We start from the raw sequence: 17804 nt of genomic DNA on the forward strand, positions 1-17804 counted from the left end.
TAAAGCGTGATTTAAGATATGACTTAACGATAAACAAAGGGATTGGCCATCGTAATTAATCAGTTTTTTTCACAGGCGTATATTTGGCTATCATTACTCGCTGGCATACATTGCTTGGGCGTAGGTTTTTACGTCCGCTATATTTTTGCTAATAACGACAACAGCACCAGCCATAGTAACCGCTTACTGGGCGCATTATTTATTCTGATCTCGCTATTCTTTTTTTCAGCCACTATCACCCGCGAAAATGCCCCAATTCAAATTCATTTTATGATGACGTTAATGGTGCCCTTTTATTTTCTACTGATGCCCTTGCTGTACAGCTATTGCAAAGCCTGTTTGCAAATTCAAACCTCTGATCTCAATATCGTCAAACATATATTGACTACGCTAATTTCCATGGCGGTTATTGTTATCACAGTATCGTTCAATATTGGTATGGTTCCCGATGCATCCCATATTCAAGTGAACAACATCAGTGAATTAGTCACCATTAATAAAATAGCCCTAGTCATGCCGGCCATAATTTTAATTCAAAGTGGAATTTACTTTTACCTCATCATTAGCGCGTTAAATCGTCATAAAAACCACCCACAATACAATTTGAAAAACGTTAGATTTAGGTGGTTATTACTGCTCACTGGCGGCATTTTACTTAATTGGGTTTTACGATTGGTATTGGTGTTATTACCCTTCTATTTTGGTGACACTATTTCTAGCTATGCTGTTGGCATCGTCAGATTATGTCTATTAATGACCATTTATGGGTTCGCCATATACGGACTACACCAAGTGACCCGACTGGTATTTTTACGTATCAAGGTCAATAAAGCGCAAAATCAGCCTAAAGATCCTCAACATCATAGTGCCAAGCAGCTACTGGACAATGAAGAACTTGATTATTTAAGAAGTGTTATCAGTGATGACAAAGCCTCAGATCAAGGCTTAGAGAATAAGTCAGTCCCAAAAACTAACTGACATTAACCTCGCCAGACAAAGACCACAGCCTGAGTCAATATCAGCACAAACAAGCCCTATTAAAGGGTGATAAAAGTGACTTATTTACTCACTGCGAGATTCGAATAACAACAGCACTCATTTAAATATTCAGTACCAATCGAACTCATGTTAGTTTTAAGCAGCTAATAGCAATATTAGGCGTTTTTATTACAGCTTTGTTCAGCTTGGGTTTGCTATGCTAAAGCTATCATCACTAAAGTTTGCTTATCACAGGAGTTTTTATGAAAAATATATTGTCATTGCTAGCGGTCACATTGGTGTTTATCGGACTGACCTTTTCCACCTCAGCTCGCGCTGATAAATACGCCGAAGCCATTGCCGATTTTAAAAAGGCCCCCGAAGTACAAGGTTTTTTTGATAGCGCCTACGGCTATGCCATTTACCCAACAGTGGGAAAAGGCGGCTTTGGTATTGGAGCAGCCTACGGCTCAGGCAAGGTATATAAAGGTGGTGTATATAGTGGTGATTCAAGTGTGTCTCAACTTTCTATTGGCTTCCAATTAGGTGGACAGGCATATAGCGAAATTATTTTCTTCAAAGATGCTGAGGCTTATAAAGACTTCACCAGTGGCACTTTTGAGTTCAGCGCTCAAGCATCTGCTGTGGCCATCACTGTTGGCGCCAATGCACAAGTGGGCTCAACAGGTAACTCGGCAGGGGCTGGCAATGCAGGCAACCGCACAAAAGCCAATGCCGCTTATATGAATGGCATGGCGGTTTTCACTGCCGCTAAAGGCGGGTTGATGTACGAGGCAGCTATCGCAGGCCAATCATTTAGTTTTGATGCTAAATAGCCATGACGATGAAAACCCTAAATTGACAGAGACTTTAAATCACTGCCCTTTCAATTAATTATAAGCAACAAATAAGGCTGCCTTGGCAGCCTTATTTGTTGTATCTAAGACACTTACCGCTGCACACAAGGTATAGGGTCAGCAATAATTACTCATGCCCCCAAGGCGTTGGCGGTAATGCCACTGGCTTGGTTAAATCAAAATCCACTCTAAAGTCACGATTTTCACGAGTTAATCGGTAAGTGAATACACTTGGCTCAATGTACATGTGCCACACGTTAGTCACTGACGCCGTTAAGCCGTTTTCATTAAAGTTAGCAATTGATTCAGCATCGACAGGGAATGATTGCTCAGTTGCAGTGCCCATATCAGCCGTATCGCCACCGTACATAGTGACTTTGTCTTCAGTGCCATCTTCATGACGATGATCATGCTTTAAGCGCAAGCCTGAAGTGGTTTTAGTGATCACCCAAGTACGAGAGTGATCGTCACCCACATGAAAAGGAATTTTAAGCTCAGTATCGCTGCATTCACGTACATGCATGATTAATGCTTTATTGCTAAAAGCTGAATCCGCTTCGTTGCCCGCAGTCACTTCACCTGCATACGCTTTACCACAATGCACAGCAAGCGCATCAAAGTAATTGTCTTGTACGCTAGCGTAAGTGGTGGTTTCATCATGATCATGACTGCCATGTGCCATCGCACTAGCGGGCATCACACAACTCAAAACAGCAGTGGCCAATATTTTTTTCATTATTATTCCTTGGGGTATTTATTTTAGTTTTTAATCATTCATTTAAACCATGGGCAATACCCTAAAGCAAATGAACTAGGCTTGCAGACTAACAGTGATTGTTTAATTTAACCTGAAATAAAAAAACCGCCTGTTGGCGGTTTTAGTTTCACAATTTCAAATTCGCTCAGCCGCTTATCTCGCGCCCTTAGTATTTGAAGACTTATTTTTTGCATTCGCCTTACTGCTAAACGGCTGCTTCTTCTGTGACCAGCCTGTTTTAGCTTTGCCTTTGTTAGCGCTATTGCCATTAGTTGGTTTTTTAGCTGAAGATGACTTGCCGCCTTCTTGCTTTTCACCAGTCGCTTTGGCTTTGTTGGCTTTGGTCGGTTTTTTACCGCTGTCTCTATCCGCAAACTGATTACCAGAAAAACGGGTGAAAGCCGTCTTACTACCATCATTTTTGCCACCACGGTTTTTAGCCCCAAAGCCTTGGCGCTCATTACGTGATTCTGGCGGCACAATATGTTGTACCCCATTACCAATTAAATGCTCTTTACCCATAGCTGCTAAGGCTTCACGAATAAGTGGCCAGCCTGCAGGATCATGATAACGCAGCAGCGCTTTGTGTAAGCGACGCTGACGGCCCTTTTTAGGCACGGTCACTTGTTCACTGGTATGCTTCACATTCTTCAATGAGTTCAGCTCAGTGTGGTAAATGGTGGTGGCATTGGCCATAGGTGAAGGATAAAAGTTTTGCACTTGATCAAGCTTAAACTTCTCTGATTTTAGCCATAAAGCTAAGTTCAGCATATCTTCATCTGTGGTGCCGGGATGCGCTGAAATAAAGTAAGGAATAAGATACTGCTTCTTACCCGCTTCTTTGGAGTAATGATCAAATAGCTCTTTAAACTTATGATAGCTGCCCATTCCCGGCTTCATCATTTTGCTTAATGGGCCATCTTCAGTGTGCTCTGGGGCGATTTTTAAATAGCCGCCCACATGATGCTTAGCCAGCTCTTTAATGTAGCGAGGATCTTCTGTGGCTAAGTCATAACGCACACCTGATGCAATCAGGACCTTTTTAATCCCCGGTACATCACGGGCGGCGCGATATAAATCAATGGTGTGTTTATGATCGGTACCTAAATGGCCACAAATTGAGGGATATACACACGATAAACGCCGACAAGTGGTTTCTGCTTTGACACTCGTACAGCCTAAGCGATACATATTGGCGGTTGGGCCACCTAAGTCAGAAATTACCCCAGTAAAGCCCGGCACTTTGTCTTGAATATCTTTAATTTCTTTGATGATGGATTCTTGCGAGCGACTTTGAATAATGCGCCCTTCATGCTCGGTAATCGAGCAGAACGAACAACCACCAAAACAGCCACGCATGATGTTAATCGAGGTCTTAATCATGTCGTAAGCAGGGATCACCGCTTTACCATAACTTGGGTGCGGTACCCGCTGATACGGCAAATCAAACACCGCATCCATTTCATCTGTATTTAATGGCCATGCTGGCGGGTTAACCCACACAGAGCGGTTGCCTTGGGCTTGAAATAACGCGCGGGCACAACCCGGATTTTGCTCTTGATGCAAAATACGTGAAGCATGGGCATATAAGAATTTATCCTCAGCCACTTTTTCATAAGCAGGCAGTAGCACATAGGTTTTTTCCCATGGCTTGGGTCTTGCTGGCTGCACGCTGATGGCTTTAGGGGCATCATTATCAAAAATCTTTTTATCGGTTGGGCCGGATAATTTTTCGCAGCCGACATCATCAGCGCCATAAGGATTGGGGATGGGATCAATCTTGTGTAGTTGATCTAATTTGCGCGAATCCATGCCTTTCCAGCCGGGCAAAGGTTCATGTCTGATAACCGCGGTGCCGCGAATATCGTGCATGTCGACCATTTTTTCGCCCGCAGCGATGCGATGCGCCACTTCCACCAGCGGACGCTCAGCATTACCGTAAATTAAGATATCGGCTTTGGCATCAAAAATAACACTGCGGCGCACTTTATCTGACCAATAATCATAGTGGGCAATACGGCGTAAACTGGCCTCAATACCACCAATCACGACCGGCACTTCTTTAAAGGCTTCTTTACAACGCTGGGTATAAACGGTTACCGCGCGATCTGGGCGTTTACCGCCTTCATCATTTGGGGTGTAGGCATCATCACTGCGAATACGACGATCTGCGGTATAGCGATTGATCATCGAGTCCATGTTGCCGGCGGTGACACCGAAAAACAGGTTCGGACGTCCTAGCTTCATGAAGTCATTTTTATTCGACCAGTCTGGCTGACAAATAATACCAACACGAAAGCCCTGCGCTTCAAGCATACGGCCAATTACTGCCATACCAAAGCTTGGGTGGTCCACATAAGCGTCGCCGCTGACGATAATAATGTCGCAGCTATCCCATCCAAGTTGATCCATCTCTTTACGAGACATAGGAAGAAAGGGAGCCGTGCCATAGCATTCGGCCCAATACCTTGGGTAATTAAATAACGTGGATTCAACTTGCATGTGTGTAACCTAAAATTGATGGATACGTCGATAAACGGTCGCGGAGTATACCAGTTGGCGATGACTAAGTGTGACTAAAAAAGCAGCAGATGTGAAATTTTTTTATTGGTGGCTAAAAATAAAAAACCTTATAAATACAGTGGGAATAGTAAAACTCCCACCTTATCAAGCACTCAGTTATAAGCCTAAAAATAAACCGATATTCACCACGGCTAAACTGATAATAACAATCCAAGTGGTTAACACCCCCCAAAACCGGCCAATATGATAACCGCCTTTGCCCTGAGTTAAGCCAATGGCATGTAACAGCCGCGCGAATAACCATAAGCTGCCAAACAAATGTAAAAATGGCGCTGATAACCCATTCACTTCAGCCACCAAGATTAATAGCAGCGCAAATGGTGCGTTCTCAATAAGGTTAGCGTGCACCCGATCGGCAAGGATTAAATCTTGATTACCGTCATTTCCAATGCCGATGTTGAGCCCTTTTCTAAGCTTAACCACCCGCAGACTAAAATAAATGGCCATTATGGCCGTTAAACCGATATATAACCCCGATACACTGGCGATCATTTCAACTCCTTTTAAATGCTGTTAAGGCTTCACTATATGCTAAATATCGGCTTTGTTTAATGACAAAAGCGATTTTTATCATCACAGCCACAACGCTTACAACAGCCTTACGTCGAATTTATTTAACAAATGTCACCTATATTGCAGTCATCATAATTCAGTTGCTCTAACCTAAAAATCGATTGATAACACCAAATATGACTCGAAGGAACAGAGCAGATGAAACATAGTGACATCACTTTAGAAGATAAATATAACAATACATCTGGTCGTATCTTTATAAACGGCAACCAAGCTTTAGTTCGATTACCGCTCATTCAAGCGCAATTAGACAAAAACCAAGGCTTGAATACCGCGGGTTATATTTCAGGTTATCGAGGCTCGCCACTAGGGGCATTAGATAGTTATATCTGGAAAGCCAAAAAACGTTTTGACCAGCACAATATCACCTTTCAACCTGGGGTTAATGAAGACCTAGCAGCAACGGCGATTTGGGGCACCCAATTACTCGACACCATACCTGAGCCGAATGTCGATGGCGTATTTGCCATGTGGTATGGCAAAGGCCCCGGCGTTGATAGAAGTGGCGATCCATTTAAACATGCAAACTATGCTGGCACCCATGAACATGGCGGCGTGTTGGTCGTTTACGGTGATGATCATCCCGGCAAATCATCGACCATCTCACATCAAAGTGAACAGGCCTTAGCAGCCAACCTCATTCCCTCACTCTACCCTGCTGATGTCAGCGAATTTATTGATTATGGTATTTTAGGCTGGGCGCTGTCTCGTTATAGCGGTTTATGGGTGGGCTTTAAATGTGTTAATGAATCAGTGGAGCAAACCGCCACTATTGATATTGATCTGGACAATATTGATATCAAACGCCCGAGTCGAGATGACATGCCAGCGGCCAGCATCAATCTCAAAACCAGTGGCTTTATTCCGCCGCAAACCAATGAAACCAATGTCATTACTCACCGCCTGCCCTTGGTGCACCGCTTTATTAAAGCCAATAATATTGACCAAATTCGCGTGGCTAAAACTGACGATGCAGCTAATAGCAGCCTAGGTATTGTCACCGCAGGTAAAGCCTATAACGATGTAATGTCGGCCCTCGCGATATTAGGCATAGACACTGATCTTGCGCAAACGCTGGGGCTTTCGGTATTCAAATTAGGTTGTATCTGGCCCATCGAGCCCAGTAAATTAACTGACTTTGCCCAGCAGCAACCTGAATTACTGGTAATTGAAGAAAAGCGCGCCTTTATTGAAGAGCAAATAAAATCAATTCTGTTTGGCAAACAAGGTGCCACACGGGTTATCGGTAAACAGGATGAAAATGGCCTTGCGCTCGTCAGTGCCGATGTGCAATTAGAGCCACTCACACTGGCCTTTATCATCGCTGAGCGCCTGCGCATTAATGGTCAAACTCACCCCAAGGTTGATGACGCACTGGCGCGTTTACGCTCAAAGCTTGACCCTAAAAGTTGCGCCACCAGCTTACCTAGAACCCCTTACTTTTGCTCTGGTTGCCCCCATAACACCTCCACAAAAGTACCTGAAAACAGTATCGCGATGGCAGGTATTGGCTGTCACGCCATGGCAGCATTTTATCGCAAAGACACCATGATCCCCTGCCATATGGGCGGTGAAGGCATGCAGTGGGTGGGCTTAGCCAAATACACTAACACCAACCACGTGTTTCAAAACCTAGGCGATGGTACTTATTATCACTCTGGCTTAATGGCAATCCGCGGAGCCATCGCGGCCAAGGTCAATATCACCTATAAAATTTTATATAACGATGCCGTTGCCATGACTGGCGGTCAGCCAGTGGATGGGCCAATCTCCGTCGCTGAAATTAGCCAACAAGTCACCCATGAAGGCATTAGTAAATGTGTGATTGTAACCGACTCGCCACAGGCATACGCCAATAACCCAGACATCGCCAAAAACGTTGAGATTTATCACCGTGACCGTTTGGACATGGTGCAAACCATGCTAAGCAAAATAGCAGGTTGCACCGTATTAATTTACGAGCAAACCTGTGCGGCTGAAAAGCGTCGTCGCCGTAAACGTGGCTTAATTGCCGATCCAACGAAACGCTTATACATTAATGCTGAGGTGTGTGAAGGCTGCGGCGATTGCTCAGTTCAGTCAACCTGCGTGAGCTTGCAGCCTAAAGTGACTTCGAAAGGCATCAAGCGTCAGATAGATCAATCAAGTTGTAATAAAGACTACAGCTGTAATAAAGGCTTTTGCCCTTCGTTTGTCACTGTCATTGGTGGCACCCCGAAAAAGGCCGCTGCCACCGCGATTTCAGCAGATGTGTTTGCTACAATTCCCGCGCCTACTGTGTGTAACATTGACGATAACTACAATGTCATGATTGCAGGCATTGGCGGTTCAGGGGTGATCACTGTCGGGGCGATATTAGGCATGGCAGCCCATATTGATAATAAAGCCTGCTCAATTTACGACATGACCGGCTTGTCGCAAAAAAATGGCGCGGTTTACAGCCATCTTAAATTTGCCAACTCACCTGAGCGCTTATTTAGCCCTAAAATTGATACCGGCAGCGCCGATTTAATTTTAGCCTTTGATTTACTGGCCACCCTAGATCAACACATTATTAAAATCATTACTAACCAACAAACTCGCCTGATTGGTAATGCTGCCATCGCGCCACCAGCCGTGTTTCAATTAAACCCACAGGCGATCCCCACTGAGTTTAAAGAGCAGCAATCGTTAGCCCAATTATTAGGCAGCGATAATGTCGACTTTATCGATGCATCCAACATCGCCAAAAAACTCATGGGAGATACCATAGGCGCTAATTTATTTGTAGTGGGCTTTGCCCTGCAAAAAGGGGCTTTACCGCTATCAGTTGCGTCAGTTGAGCAAGCCTTAAGCCTGAATGGTGTGAGCGTTGACTTTAATCTCAACGCATTAAATTTAGGGCGTTTATTGTGTTTTAATCCTGAATTTTTCTCGCAATTACTGACCACTGACAGCCAGCAAAATATTGCGACCACCGCCTTTAGTGCCATTGAAGACGGGGCTGAGCATCTCAGTCATTATCAAAATAATGCCTATGCCAAACAATACCGTGAGTTTATTGAACAGGTCAGCCAAGCAGAGAAAGCTGTGGCTGAAAATTCTGACCGCTTAACCTTAGCGGTAGCCACTAACCTAAGTAAATTAATGAGCTACAAAGACGAATATGAAGTCGCGCGTTTACACAGCTCAGCGACGCTTATGCAAAATTTACATAACGATTTTGACGGCGACTTTAAGGTTAAATTCTCTCTCGCACCGCCTTTGTTTAGCAAAAAACACCCTGATACTGGCTTGCCTATTAAGCGTGAATTTGGCCCATGGATCTTAACGGCGTTTAAAGTCTTGGCTAAATTTAAGTTTTTGCGCGGCTCTAAACTAGATATGTTCAGCTATACCAATGAAAGAAAGATGGAAAGGCAGTTAATTAAAGATTATCAAGCAGATATAAAGCATATCATCGAAAACCTGAATCATGATAATTTAGCACTCGCCATTGAAATCGCTCAGCTACCGCAAATGATTAAAGGCTTTGGCCATATTAAAGAAAACAATATTAGCGCCACACTCATGGCCAAAGAAAAGCTATTACATCAATTTACCCATGGCCCAGATAAATCAGCCATTCAATTTAAAGAAGTTAGCTAACAAACCGTCACAGAGAATGAATATGATAGATATTATAAAAAAGATAACCGCTATCGTAGGTGATAAAGGCATTATCCTTGGGGATGATGTTGCCAACAGGCCCGCTTACTCTTATGGCAAAGGACAATGCCAAGCACTGGCCATAGTGCGCCCTGCTTCAACCGAAGAGCTATCTAAAGTAATGAGCCTTTGCCACCAGCAGGATCAAACCACCATCCCTTGGGGCGGGTTAACCGGATTGGTCAATGGCGCCTATGCCGGGGCTGATGATATTGCGATTTCGTTAGAGCGCATGACTCAGATTGAATCCATCGATAATCAAGCGGGCACGATGACAGTGCAAGCGGGCGCGCCGCTACAAGTGGTGCAAGAAAAAGCCGCCGCACAAGACTGGCTATTTGCTCTGGATTTAGGCGCCAGAGGCAGCGCCACTATTGGCGGAAATATTGCCACTAATGCTGGCGGTAATAGCGTGCTTAAATATGGCATGATGCGTGAACAAGTCTTGGGCTTAGAAGCGGTTTTAGTGGATGGCACGGTTATTTCATCATTAAACAGTATGCTTAAAAATAACGCCGGTTATGATCTTAAACAGCTATTTATTGGCACTGAAGGCACCTTAGGTATTGTCACTAAAGCCGTGTTACGCCTGCACCCTTTGCCCAGCAGTCGCAATACTGCCATTGTCGCCGCAACCCACTTTGATGCTGTCGCCAAGCTACTGAAATTACTCAACAGCAACTTAAATGGTCAGCTATCGGCATTTGAAGTGATGTGGGGCAATTTTTATCAGTTAATGACCGACTCAGACAAGCACAATACGGTTATCGACAGTGGTTATCCATATTATGTGTTAATTGAAGCTACGGGCCATAACGCCGAGCGCGACGCCGTGCAATTTGAAGAAGCACTAATGGCTGCGTTAGAGCAAGATATTTTAGTGGACGCCGCAATTGCTAAGTCAGAAAGTCAGCGCGAACAGTTATGGGCCATGAGGGATGATATTGACACTGTCATCAGCGAGTTAAATCCGCTGTTTGCCTTTGATATTAGCCTGCCTATTGCCAACATGGAGCAATATATTCAGCAAGTTGAAAGCCAAATTATGACGCAGTGGCCCCATGCAAAATTCATTGTCTTTGGTCACTTAGGTGATGGTAATTTACATTTAGGCATTTGTGTTGGTAGCGATGATGAGCAGACTAAACATCAAGTGCAAAGCATTGTTTATCAGCAGCTAAAACCTTACGCTGGCTCGATTTCTGCTGAGCATGGCATTGGTTTAGATAAGCTTAAATACTTACATTGCTCCCGCACTGACAACGAAATAGCCTTAATGAAACGCCTAAAGCTGGCTTTTGACCCTAAAAACCTGCTCAACCGCGGCAAGGTTTTCCCTTAGAAATCGCAATAAATGTCAGCCTAGCAAGCCATTAAGGTTTGCTACGCTGTCCAATTAACTCAGCAATTAACTCAGCAATTCACCGCGTAATCAGCGAGAGATATTTCAGGGCGCTCGCCACTGATAAGGTCTGCAAGCGCCTTGCCTGAGCCAGCCGCCATCGTCCAGCCTAAATGCCCATGACCAGTATTAATATATAAATTATCAATTTTTGAGCGACCAATTAGCGGCACACCAGATGCTGAAACCGGTCGTAAACCTGTCCAACTTTGGGTGGTTTCCGGGTTCACAAAAGCGGTCGATTCAGGGTAAATCGCCTGCAATAAATCATAAAGATTCTGCAACCGCCCAGGGTTTAACTGGGTGTCATAACCGTTAAATTCTGCCGTGCCCGCCACCCGAATTTGATTCCCCAGCGGCACCACCCCAGCGTGCAGCGAATGATCTATCACAGGCATACTAGGCCCGCCTTGCCAGCCATCAAGCGCTAGGGTTAATGAATAACCTTTACAGGGGCGAACCGGAATATTAACGCCCACTTGTTTAGCTAATAACGGCGTGTAACTGCCTCCTGCCAATACAAATGCATCGGCATCTAACTGGCCTTGGCTAGTGTTAATGTGGGTTATTTTGCCCTTGCGCTTAATAATATCGTTCACTGTGGTGTTATATAAAAACTGCCCCCCTGCTTTTTCAAGGTAAGTTGTTAGCTCAACACAGTATTGATGGGCATCGCCAAAGCGATCTTCAGGAAAATAAATACTCCCGGCGACCTTATCGTTTAGCGGGGCTAATGCAGGCTCAAGTTTAAAGGTGTCATCACGGCTGAGCATAGTGAACTTAACCGCTTCAGGCTGAAGAAACTCCGCCATGGCCAGCACTTCATCCAGCTCCTGTTGCTGACGACAAACCTTAATGGTGCCACTGCCACCACCCAGATCAGACAACCCGATTGCTTGGGTCATATCATCAAGCACATCTAAGGTGTATTTCGCCATGCGGGTGTTACGAAAAATACTCTGCTCATAGGTTTTACGGCTGGAGTGTTTTAGAAAGGAGAGCCCCCACAATGCCAGCGAGGGTAATGCTTTAGGTCTGAGGAGTAATGGGGAGTCTTCTTTGCCAATCATTTTTAGCATATTGAATAATACGCCAGGGGCATTCCAAGGATCTGACAAACTGGGGGTCAGCAAGCCGCCATTGGCAAAACTGGTTTCAAGGCCTGCTGATTCACGTCGATCAATCACTGTGACTTGATGACCTTGGGCATGTAGCTGATAAGCCGTGCTCAAGCCCAACAGGCCACTACCAATAATAATGATATTCATGTTTTCCCCTCAAGCATTACAGCGCTAATTGGTGGCTAATCTTTTATCGCTAACGCTTCAATTTCAATGCGCGCACCCGGGATCAATAAATCAGATCTCACAGTCGCTCTAGCAGGAGGATTATTAGGGAAAAATTCAGCATAGGCCTGATTAAAGGCGGCAAAATCTTCAACGTGGGTTAACCAAATGGTATTTTTTACAATGGCGTCCAGCGTTAAATCTTGCTCTGCCAATAAGTTTTTGATGTTGGTTAGCACTTGCTTAGTCTGCGCGGTGATATCACCACCCACTAATTGATTGTTCTGATCAAACGCCATCTGCCCAGATAAAAAAATAAACCCACCCGCAGCAACCGCAGGAGAGAAAGGTAAGCCTAAGGCATTGTTACCTAATACTTGTTTAGCCATTTAAATTCAACCTTATATCAATGATGTCATGATGATTAAAAATCATTATAGGTTTAGTTATTTAGCCAATACTGCAATCAAGATGACACTTTAGTAACTCTTGTTAATAAAAAAGCTCCCTCTAAGCCTGCAGGTAACAAATTAGCACCATTTATTACTATGCTGTCAGCGCCAGCCATGGTAGAAATAATCAGCAGCCTTTTACGGTGATGGCTAATTTTTTTACAAGAAAAAGGTCAATATAACAATAAAATATGGCCGTCAATTTCAGCATAAATACTAAAAATAATAACCAAAGTGAGCTCTAGTATGTCGAATACAGCTAATTGGATTGCGTTATTACCGCAACACATTCAAGACGAAGTTACTGCAACATTTAAAATAAAACACTTTAGTGATGGGGAGTACGTTTACAGAAAGGGTGAATCAGGCGCTGGCGCGGGCCAATATCAAATACTCAGTGGTTCGGTTCGTCTCAGGGTGATTGCCGACAATGGTAAAGAAGCCACTTATGTGATTTATAGCGAAGGTGATTGCATCGGCTTTTTATCAGCCATTGACAATGATGTGCGCCCGCAAGATGTTATCGCCATTGGTGAGGTCAAAGTCGGTAAAATTGTATCGAAAGACTTCGATCAATTAACCGAAAAATACCCGATTATTTATAAGACACTGTGTGAGCATGTGGCCTATCGTATTCGAGAGGTGTTTAACATGTATGAGTATGGGTTATTTTTTAATTTAGAACGCCGCTTAGCCAATCAAATATTATTTTTACTGGCCTTTTCAGCCACCAATGTCCCTAACTCTGCTTGCCAAGAGCTTGAATTTACCCAAGAGATGTTAGCCTCTTCTGTAGGTGCAACCCGTCAGGCCATTAACAAGTTACTGAAAGATTGGTCAGATGCCGGATTTATTGAATATCACTATGGAAAAATCCGTATTTTAGATTCTGAGCAGTTAGCCAAAATATCTGGGGTGGATAAAATGATCACCTCCCAAGTAGCCGTTAAAGCCATCGCGTCATAGGCGTAAACAGGCTTAATTACCCACCAGCTATGGGATGAGTTAATGACTGCAGTGACGAGTTCAAGCTAATAAATCGCCTTATAAATAATTGAAATAGCATCAAAAAAGCGCAGATTATAAAATAATCTGCGCTTTTTTATTTATCGCCTAAACCAAGGTTGCCCGTTAGCTAGACCAAGGTTACACCTGCAAGGCTAAAACTTATATTGCCCTTTGACGCCATAAGTTCTTGGCTGGCTGTACTGAGCACGTCCTATGCCCAAAAATGAGGTCGAGTTATGAATTTGCGACACATCATCTGCCAAATTTTTACCCCATAAGAACACGTTCCATGCGCCTGACTCAGCTTCAAAGCCAATTCTTGCAGCGCTTTCACCGCGCTCTTGGTTTAAGTTACCGACGGCATTATCTGGGTTTGAGTAAAACTTATCCCGCTTGAAGTAATCAGCCTGAACCACAAAATCGCCATAGTTCAGTGAATAACGATACTCAGCGCCAATGCCATAGGTATATTTAGGCGCTTCAGCTAATTGATTACCCGAGAAGTCAGTACCTGGGCCTGCTGGCTCTGGAAATGCTTTAAATTCAGCATCGGTGTAGCCATAGTTTGCCCACAACTGCAGACTGTCGATAGGTTGCCATTGCAGCTCAAGTTCAAAGCCTTTACTTTCAACTTCTGCGGCATTGGTAATAGTAATGGCCGTGCCACCTGATGGCAGTTGAGTAAAACTTTGCACTTGGTAATCATCATGTTGTGAAATAAACACATTGGCATTTAGATTTAAGGTGTTATCTAAAAATGGCGATTTAAAGCCAATTTCATAAGAATCAACCGACTCATCTTCAAAAGGTAACGCTTCGGCATCATTGATTAAGTCGGCATTATAACCACCGCTTTTAAAGCCGCGAGAATAGCGGGCAAATAGCAGTAAATCTTCAACTGGGATCCAATTTAAGCTCACCGTAGGTGATACATCCGATGCATCACGTGACTCATTAGCTGATAAATTAGTAAACAAGCCTGAAGTATCAACAATGGTGTAATCAATGGCTTTTTCTTCATAGGTGTAACGCAGACCTGCCGTAATACTCCACTGATCAGTAAATCGATAATTACCGTGGGCAAATAACGCGTATGAATCGGCATCAACCTCAGCAACACGGCTAGCACCTACATACACTGGTGGCGCAGCGGGATTTAGCGCAGGCGCAAAGGCTTGAACATCAGAATCACCCTCAATAGTTTGGGTGAGGTAGTAAGCGCCAACAATGTAATCAAAGCTTTCATAGGCAGGAGATGCCAGTCTTAACTCTTGGGAGAAGTGCGTAGCGTCTTCTTTTTGAAATTCAGTAAAGGCATAAGGCAATGGCGAATAGTCTTCATCCACATCACTTAAGTTCCATTCTGAACTACGTAGGCCTGTCACCGATGTTAATTGAAACTCATTGGCAAAGGTATGGTCAATGGTCAGCCCGCTGCCTTTAATGGTGCTATCTAATTTTTGGGTTGAATCTAATGACACCACATTGGCATCTAGTGCGAGTGGGTCATCGATTTTTTCACCCAGTAATACGTTGGCTTTGTTTTCAACATAATCAAAGCTTAATGACACGTTGGTATTCTCTCCAGCATGCCAATAAAATTGCGCTCTGGTTGCCAGCTCATCTTTATTATTAAATTCATCAACGAATTTGTCTGCTGGGATCCCCCCCAACGGATCGCTATTTTCAACAAAACCATCACGATCAGTTTTCGTCACCGACAAACGCCCTGAAAAGTCTTCAGTAAATGGGACATTAATACTGCCCTTATAACTTTGCAGGCCATAATTGCCAATATCTACCCCTAAACGTCCACTAAGCTCATCGGCATAGGGGCGTTTAGTAATAATATTAATGGCACCAGCGACGGTGTTCTTACCAAATAAGGTTCCCTGTGGGCCGCGCAATACTTCAACACGTTCAACATCTAAGGCGGATTGGTTAGCCGCTGATGAGCGCCCAACCCAAACGCCATCGATATATACTCCCACGCGGTTATCGTAACCTGGGTTACGTGAGCGATCGCTAATACCACGAATACCAAAAGATGGTGACGACTCGATGTATCCAGTGACAATCATATTCGGCACACTAAATTGCATGTCTCGCACATCTTGGGCGCCTAGCCTTTCGATATCGGTCTCGTTCATGGCACTGATGGCAATAGGGACTTCATTAATTGATTGGGCACGTTTTTGTGATGTCACCTGAATGACTTCGATACCTGTGGCGTTGTCTTGTTGCGTAGCGTCATTTTCTTGTGCATAGCTTGGAGCACTAAGCCCCAGCAAAACCACACTAATTGCGATACCTAATTGTGTTCTCTTCATCGTCGCACCTGTTTATTTATTTTTGTTTATTGGATTATTTTTATAAGCAAAAAACAGCACGCTCCCAAACTGCGCAACTCAACAACTTTGCCTTTATCTAGGGGTAACAAACTGATTAGAGGCAATCTGTCACCTAGATTACAAAGTGGCAACTTTTGCGCAACAAGCAAAAAGATTTCATCTTAAAATTTGCCCGCAGCGTCTTTGTCACTGGACTGACAACAGCAGCGTCGGCGCATAATGTTCAGCAAATGTAATCAATATGACAGTGTGGTGATTGCTTAAGCCTTTATCTTAACGTTAACGTTTTGGTTACAAGCTGGCGGCTAGCATGAAAGATTCAAATAAAATTCGCGTGGGGATCGGTGGGCTATTTCATGAAACAAATACCTATGCCACTGAGTTAACTGGGCCAACAACCCTTAAAGATTTAGTGGTGTATGAAGGTGAAGCGCTATTAAAGCTTGCGGGTACTGCCATGGGCGGCGCTATTGATGCCTGTCTCGAAAATGATTGGGAAATCGTCCCAACGGTATTCATGCACGTTAACACCACATTCGGCACAGTTACCGACGATGCTTATGCCGCCGTCAAGCAGCAGCTCGTTTCAACATTAGCCAATGAGCCAGTCGATGTATTTTATTTGATGGTTCATGGCGCAGGTATCGTCCAAAGCACCTCAGATTTAGAAGGTGATTTGGCTAAGTCCATCCGCGAGGTCGTTGGGGTTGACACCAAAATCGTTGCCTCAACCGATTTACATGGCAAAGTGACCGATCTTATTGCTCGCGAATATGACTATTACACCACCTGTAAAGAATATGCCCACGTAGATTTTAATCCTTGCGCCAAAGAAGCACTGCTCACTGGGGTTAGCGCCTTTTTAAATCAACTGACCCCCACCATGAATTACCAGAAAATTCCGATTTTATTGCCGCCGTCCACCACTATGGAAGCCGGTACCTTTGGCACGTTAATCCGCGATAAGTGCCTTGCCTATGAACAAAAACCGCAGGTTCTCAATTGCTCGGTAATGCATGGCTTTCCCTATCAAGACACTGAATACTGCGGCATGTATGTGTTAGTGACCACTGACAACGATATTGTGTTAGCTGAGCAAATTGCCACTGAATTTGCCCAATGGATTTGGGACAACAGACAGCTAAGCCTTAATCTGCCACCTAATGTCGATCAATCCATTGCCATCGCAACCGATATTCTTGCCACTAAAGGCCGTTATCAAGTCCCTGCCGCTTTTTGGGAAAACCACAATAAACCGATTGTGATTGCAGATATTGGTGACAATCCCGGAGGTGGCTGTACCGGTGACACAACCCATTTGCTGAGCAAAATTCTCACCACCGACTTGGGTAAAGTGGCCTTTTTTAATATTCGCGACCCCCAAGTGGTGCAACAAGCGATTGAGGCGGGTGTTGGCGCAACGATTAGTGTCAATTTAGGTGGCAAGTTAGATGCACTTCGCAGTGGCAACCCGATTGCGTGCACAGCTTATGTAAAGTCGATTTCTGATGGCATAGAAACCATTCGTGGCCCTATGTTAAATGGTGTGAGCTTCGATTTAGGCCCTTCAGTGAGACTCACCGTTGGCCAAGTCGATGTGATTGTGCAAACAGGCTTAGGCCAAGCCTTTGACGATGTATCGGGGCGTGCCCACGGCATTGATATTTATGAATACGATGTGGTGTGCGTTAAATCATCGGCACATTGGCGTGCATTTTACCAAAAAGTAAGTGATCACTTACTGATGGCTGACTCGCCCGGGCTTACCACAGCAAGAGTCGCTGAATTTGCGCATACCAAGCTCACGCACCCTATATATCCCATTGATAATGATGCCAGCTTTCCCATTAGTGCGTAAACGCTTCGCCGA

The 17804-nt window shown here is 44.2% G+C and carries 12 protein-coding genes; 6 read left to right on the forward strand and 6 right to left on the reverse strand.

Translation table 11 applies throughout. The features are described from left to right. The first annotated feature begins 42 nt into the window (after positions 1-42). Both BM739_RS14730 and BM739_RS14735 read left to right on the forward strand, forming a co-directional pair. Positions 43-978, forward strand: coding sequence for a hypothetical protein (locus tag BM739_RS14730; protein WP_083698185.1), 936 nt, complete (start codon positions 43-45; stop codon positions 976-978). A gap of 263 nt (positions 979-1241) precedes the next feature. After that, positions 1242-1814, forward strand: a complete 573-nt coding sequence (locus BM739_RS14735; RefSeq protein ID WP_076541936.1) for a YSC84-related protein — start codon at positions 1242-1244, stop codon at positions 1812-1814. A gap of 148 nt (positions 1815-1962) precedes the next feature. Here BM739_RS14735 and BM739_RS14740 read toward each other — a convergent pair whose 3' ends face one another. The 3 genes from BM739_RS14740 to BM739_RS14750 form a co-directional block, all read right to left on the reverse strand. Continuing rightward, entirely contained in the window at positions 1963-2517 is a 555-nt protein-coding gene (locus BM739_RS14740; protein WP_076542019.1) for a hypothetical protein, read from the reverse strand. A gap of 228 nt (positions 2518-2745) precedes the next feature. After that, the gene (locus BM739_RS14745) at positions 2746-5094 is read right to left on the reverse strand and encodes a YgiQ family radical SAM protein (protein ID WP_076541937.1); all 2349 of its coding nucleotides are present in this window, start codon (positions 5092-5094) and stop codon (positions 2746-2748) included. Positions 5095-5271: 177 nt separating this feature from the next. Then, on the reverse strand, positions 5272-5667 hold the full coding sequence (locus tag BM739_RS14750) for an MAPEG family protein (RefSeq protein WP_076541938.1): 396 nt from the start codon (positions 5665-5667) through the stop codon (positions 5272-5274). Positions 5668-5886: 219 nt separating this feature from the next. Here BM739_RS14750 and BM739_RS14755 point away from each other — a divergent pair, with 219 nt between their 5' ends. Together BM739_RS14755 and BM739_RS14760 are read left to right on the forward strand one after the other, a co-directional pair. Next, positions 5887-9375 (forward strand): indolepyruvate ferredoxin oxidoreductase family protein, encoded by a 3489-nt coding sequence (locus BM739_RS14755; protein WP_076541939.1) that lies wholly within the window; start codon positions 5887-5889, stop codon positions 9373-9375. A 22-nt stretch (positions 9376-9397) separates the two neighbouring features. Further along, on the forward strand, positions 9398-10777 hold the full coding sequence (locus BM739_RS14760; protein ID WP_076541940.1) for an FAD-binding oxidoreductase: 1380 nt from the start codon (positions 9398-9400) through the stop codon (positions 10775-10777). A 71-nt stretch (positions 10778-10848) separates the two neighbouring features. Here the strand turns inward: BM739_RS14760 and BM739_RS14765 are convergent, their stop codons facing one another. Continuing rightward, a complete protein-coding gene (locus tag BM739_RS14765; protein WP_076541942.1) occupies positions 10849-12105 on the reverse strand; it encodes a D-amino acid dehydrogenase in 1257 nt (418 codons plus the stop codon). Positions 12106-12140: 35 nt separating this feature from the next. Then, a complete protein-coding gene (locus BM739_RS14770) occupies positions 12141-12512 on the reverse strand; it encodes a RidA family protein (RefSeq protein ID WP_076541944.1) in 372 nt (123 codons plus the stop codon). A gap of 309 nt (positions 12513-12821) precedes the next feature. On the opposite strand from BM739_RS14770, the gene BM739_RS14775 reads away from it, so the two are divergent. After that, on the forward strand, positions 12822-13541 hold the full coding sequence (locus BM739_RS14775) for a Crp/Fnr family transcriptional regulator (RefSeq protein ID WP_076541946.1): 720 nt from the start codon (positions 12822-12824) through the stop codon (positions 13539-13541). A 194-nt stretch (positions 13542-13735) separates the two neighbouring features. Here BM739_RS14775 and BM739_RS14780 read toward each other — a convergent pair whose 3' ends face one another. Further along, positions 13736-15913: a TonB-dependent receptor gene (locus BM739_RS14780; protein WP_076541948.1), complete on the reverse strand. Its 2178-nt coding sequence runs from the start codon at positions 15911-15913 to the stop codon at positions 13736-13738. 331 nt (positions 15914-16244) lie between these two features. Here BM739_RS14780 and BM739_RS14785 point away from each other — a divergent pair, with 331 nt between their 5' ends. Then, complete coding sequence (locus tag BM739_RS14785) at positions 16245-17792, forward strand: M81 family metallopeptidase (protein WP_076541950.1); 1548 nt, start codon at positions 16245-16247, stop codon at positions 17790-17792. Positions 17793-17804: the final 12 nt, after the last annotated feature.

Origin of the sequence: Shewanella sp. UCD-KL21 (genome assembly GCF_001957135.1) — a bacterium.
Classification (GTDB): domain Bacteria; phylum Pseudomonadota; class Gammaproteobacteria; order Enterobacterales; family Shewanellaceae; genus Shewanella.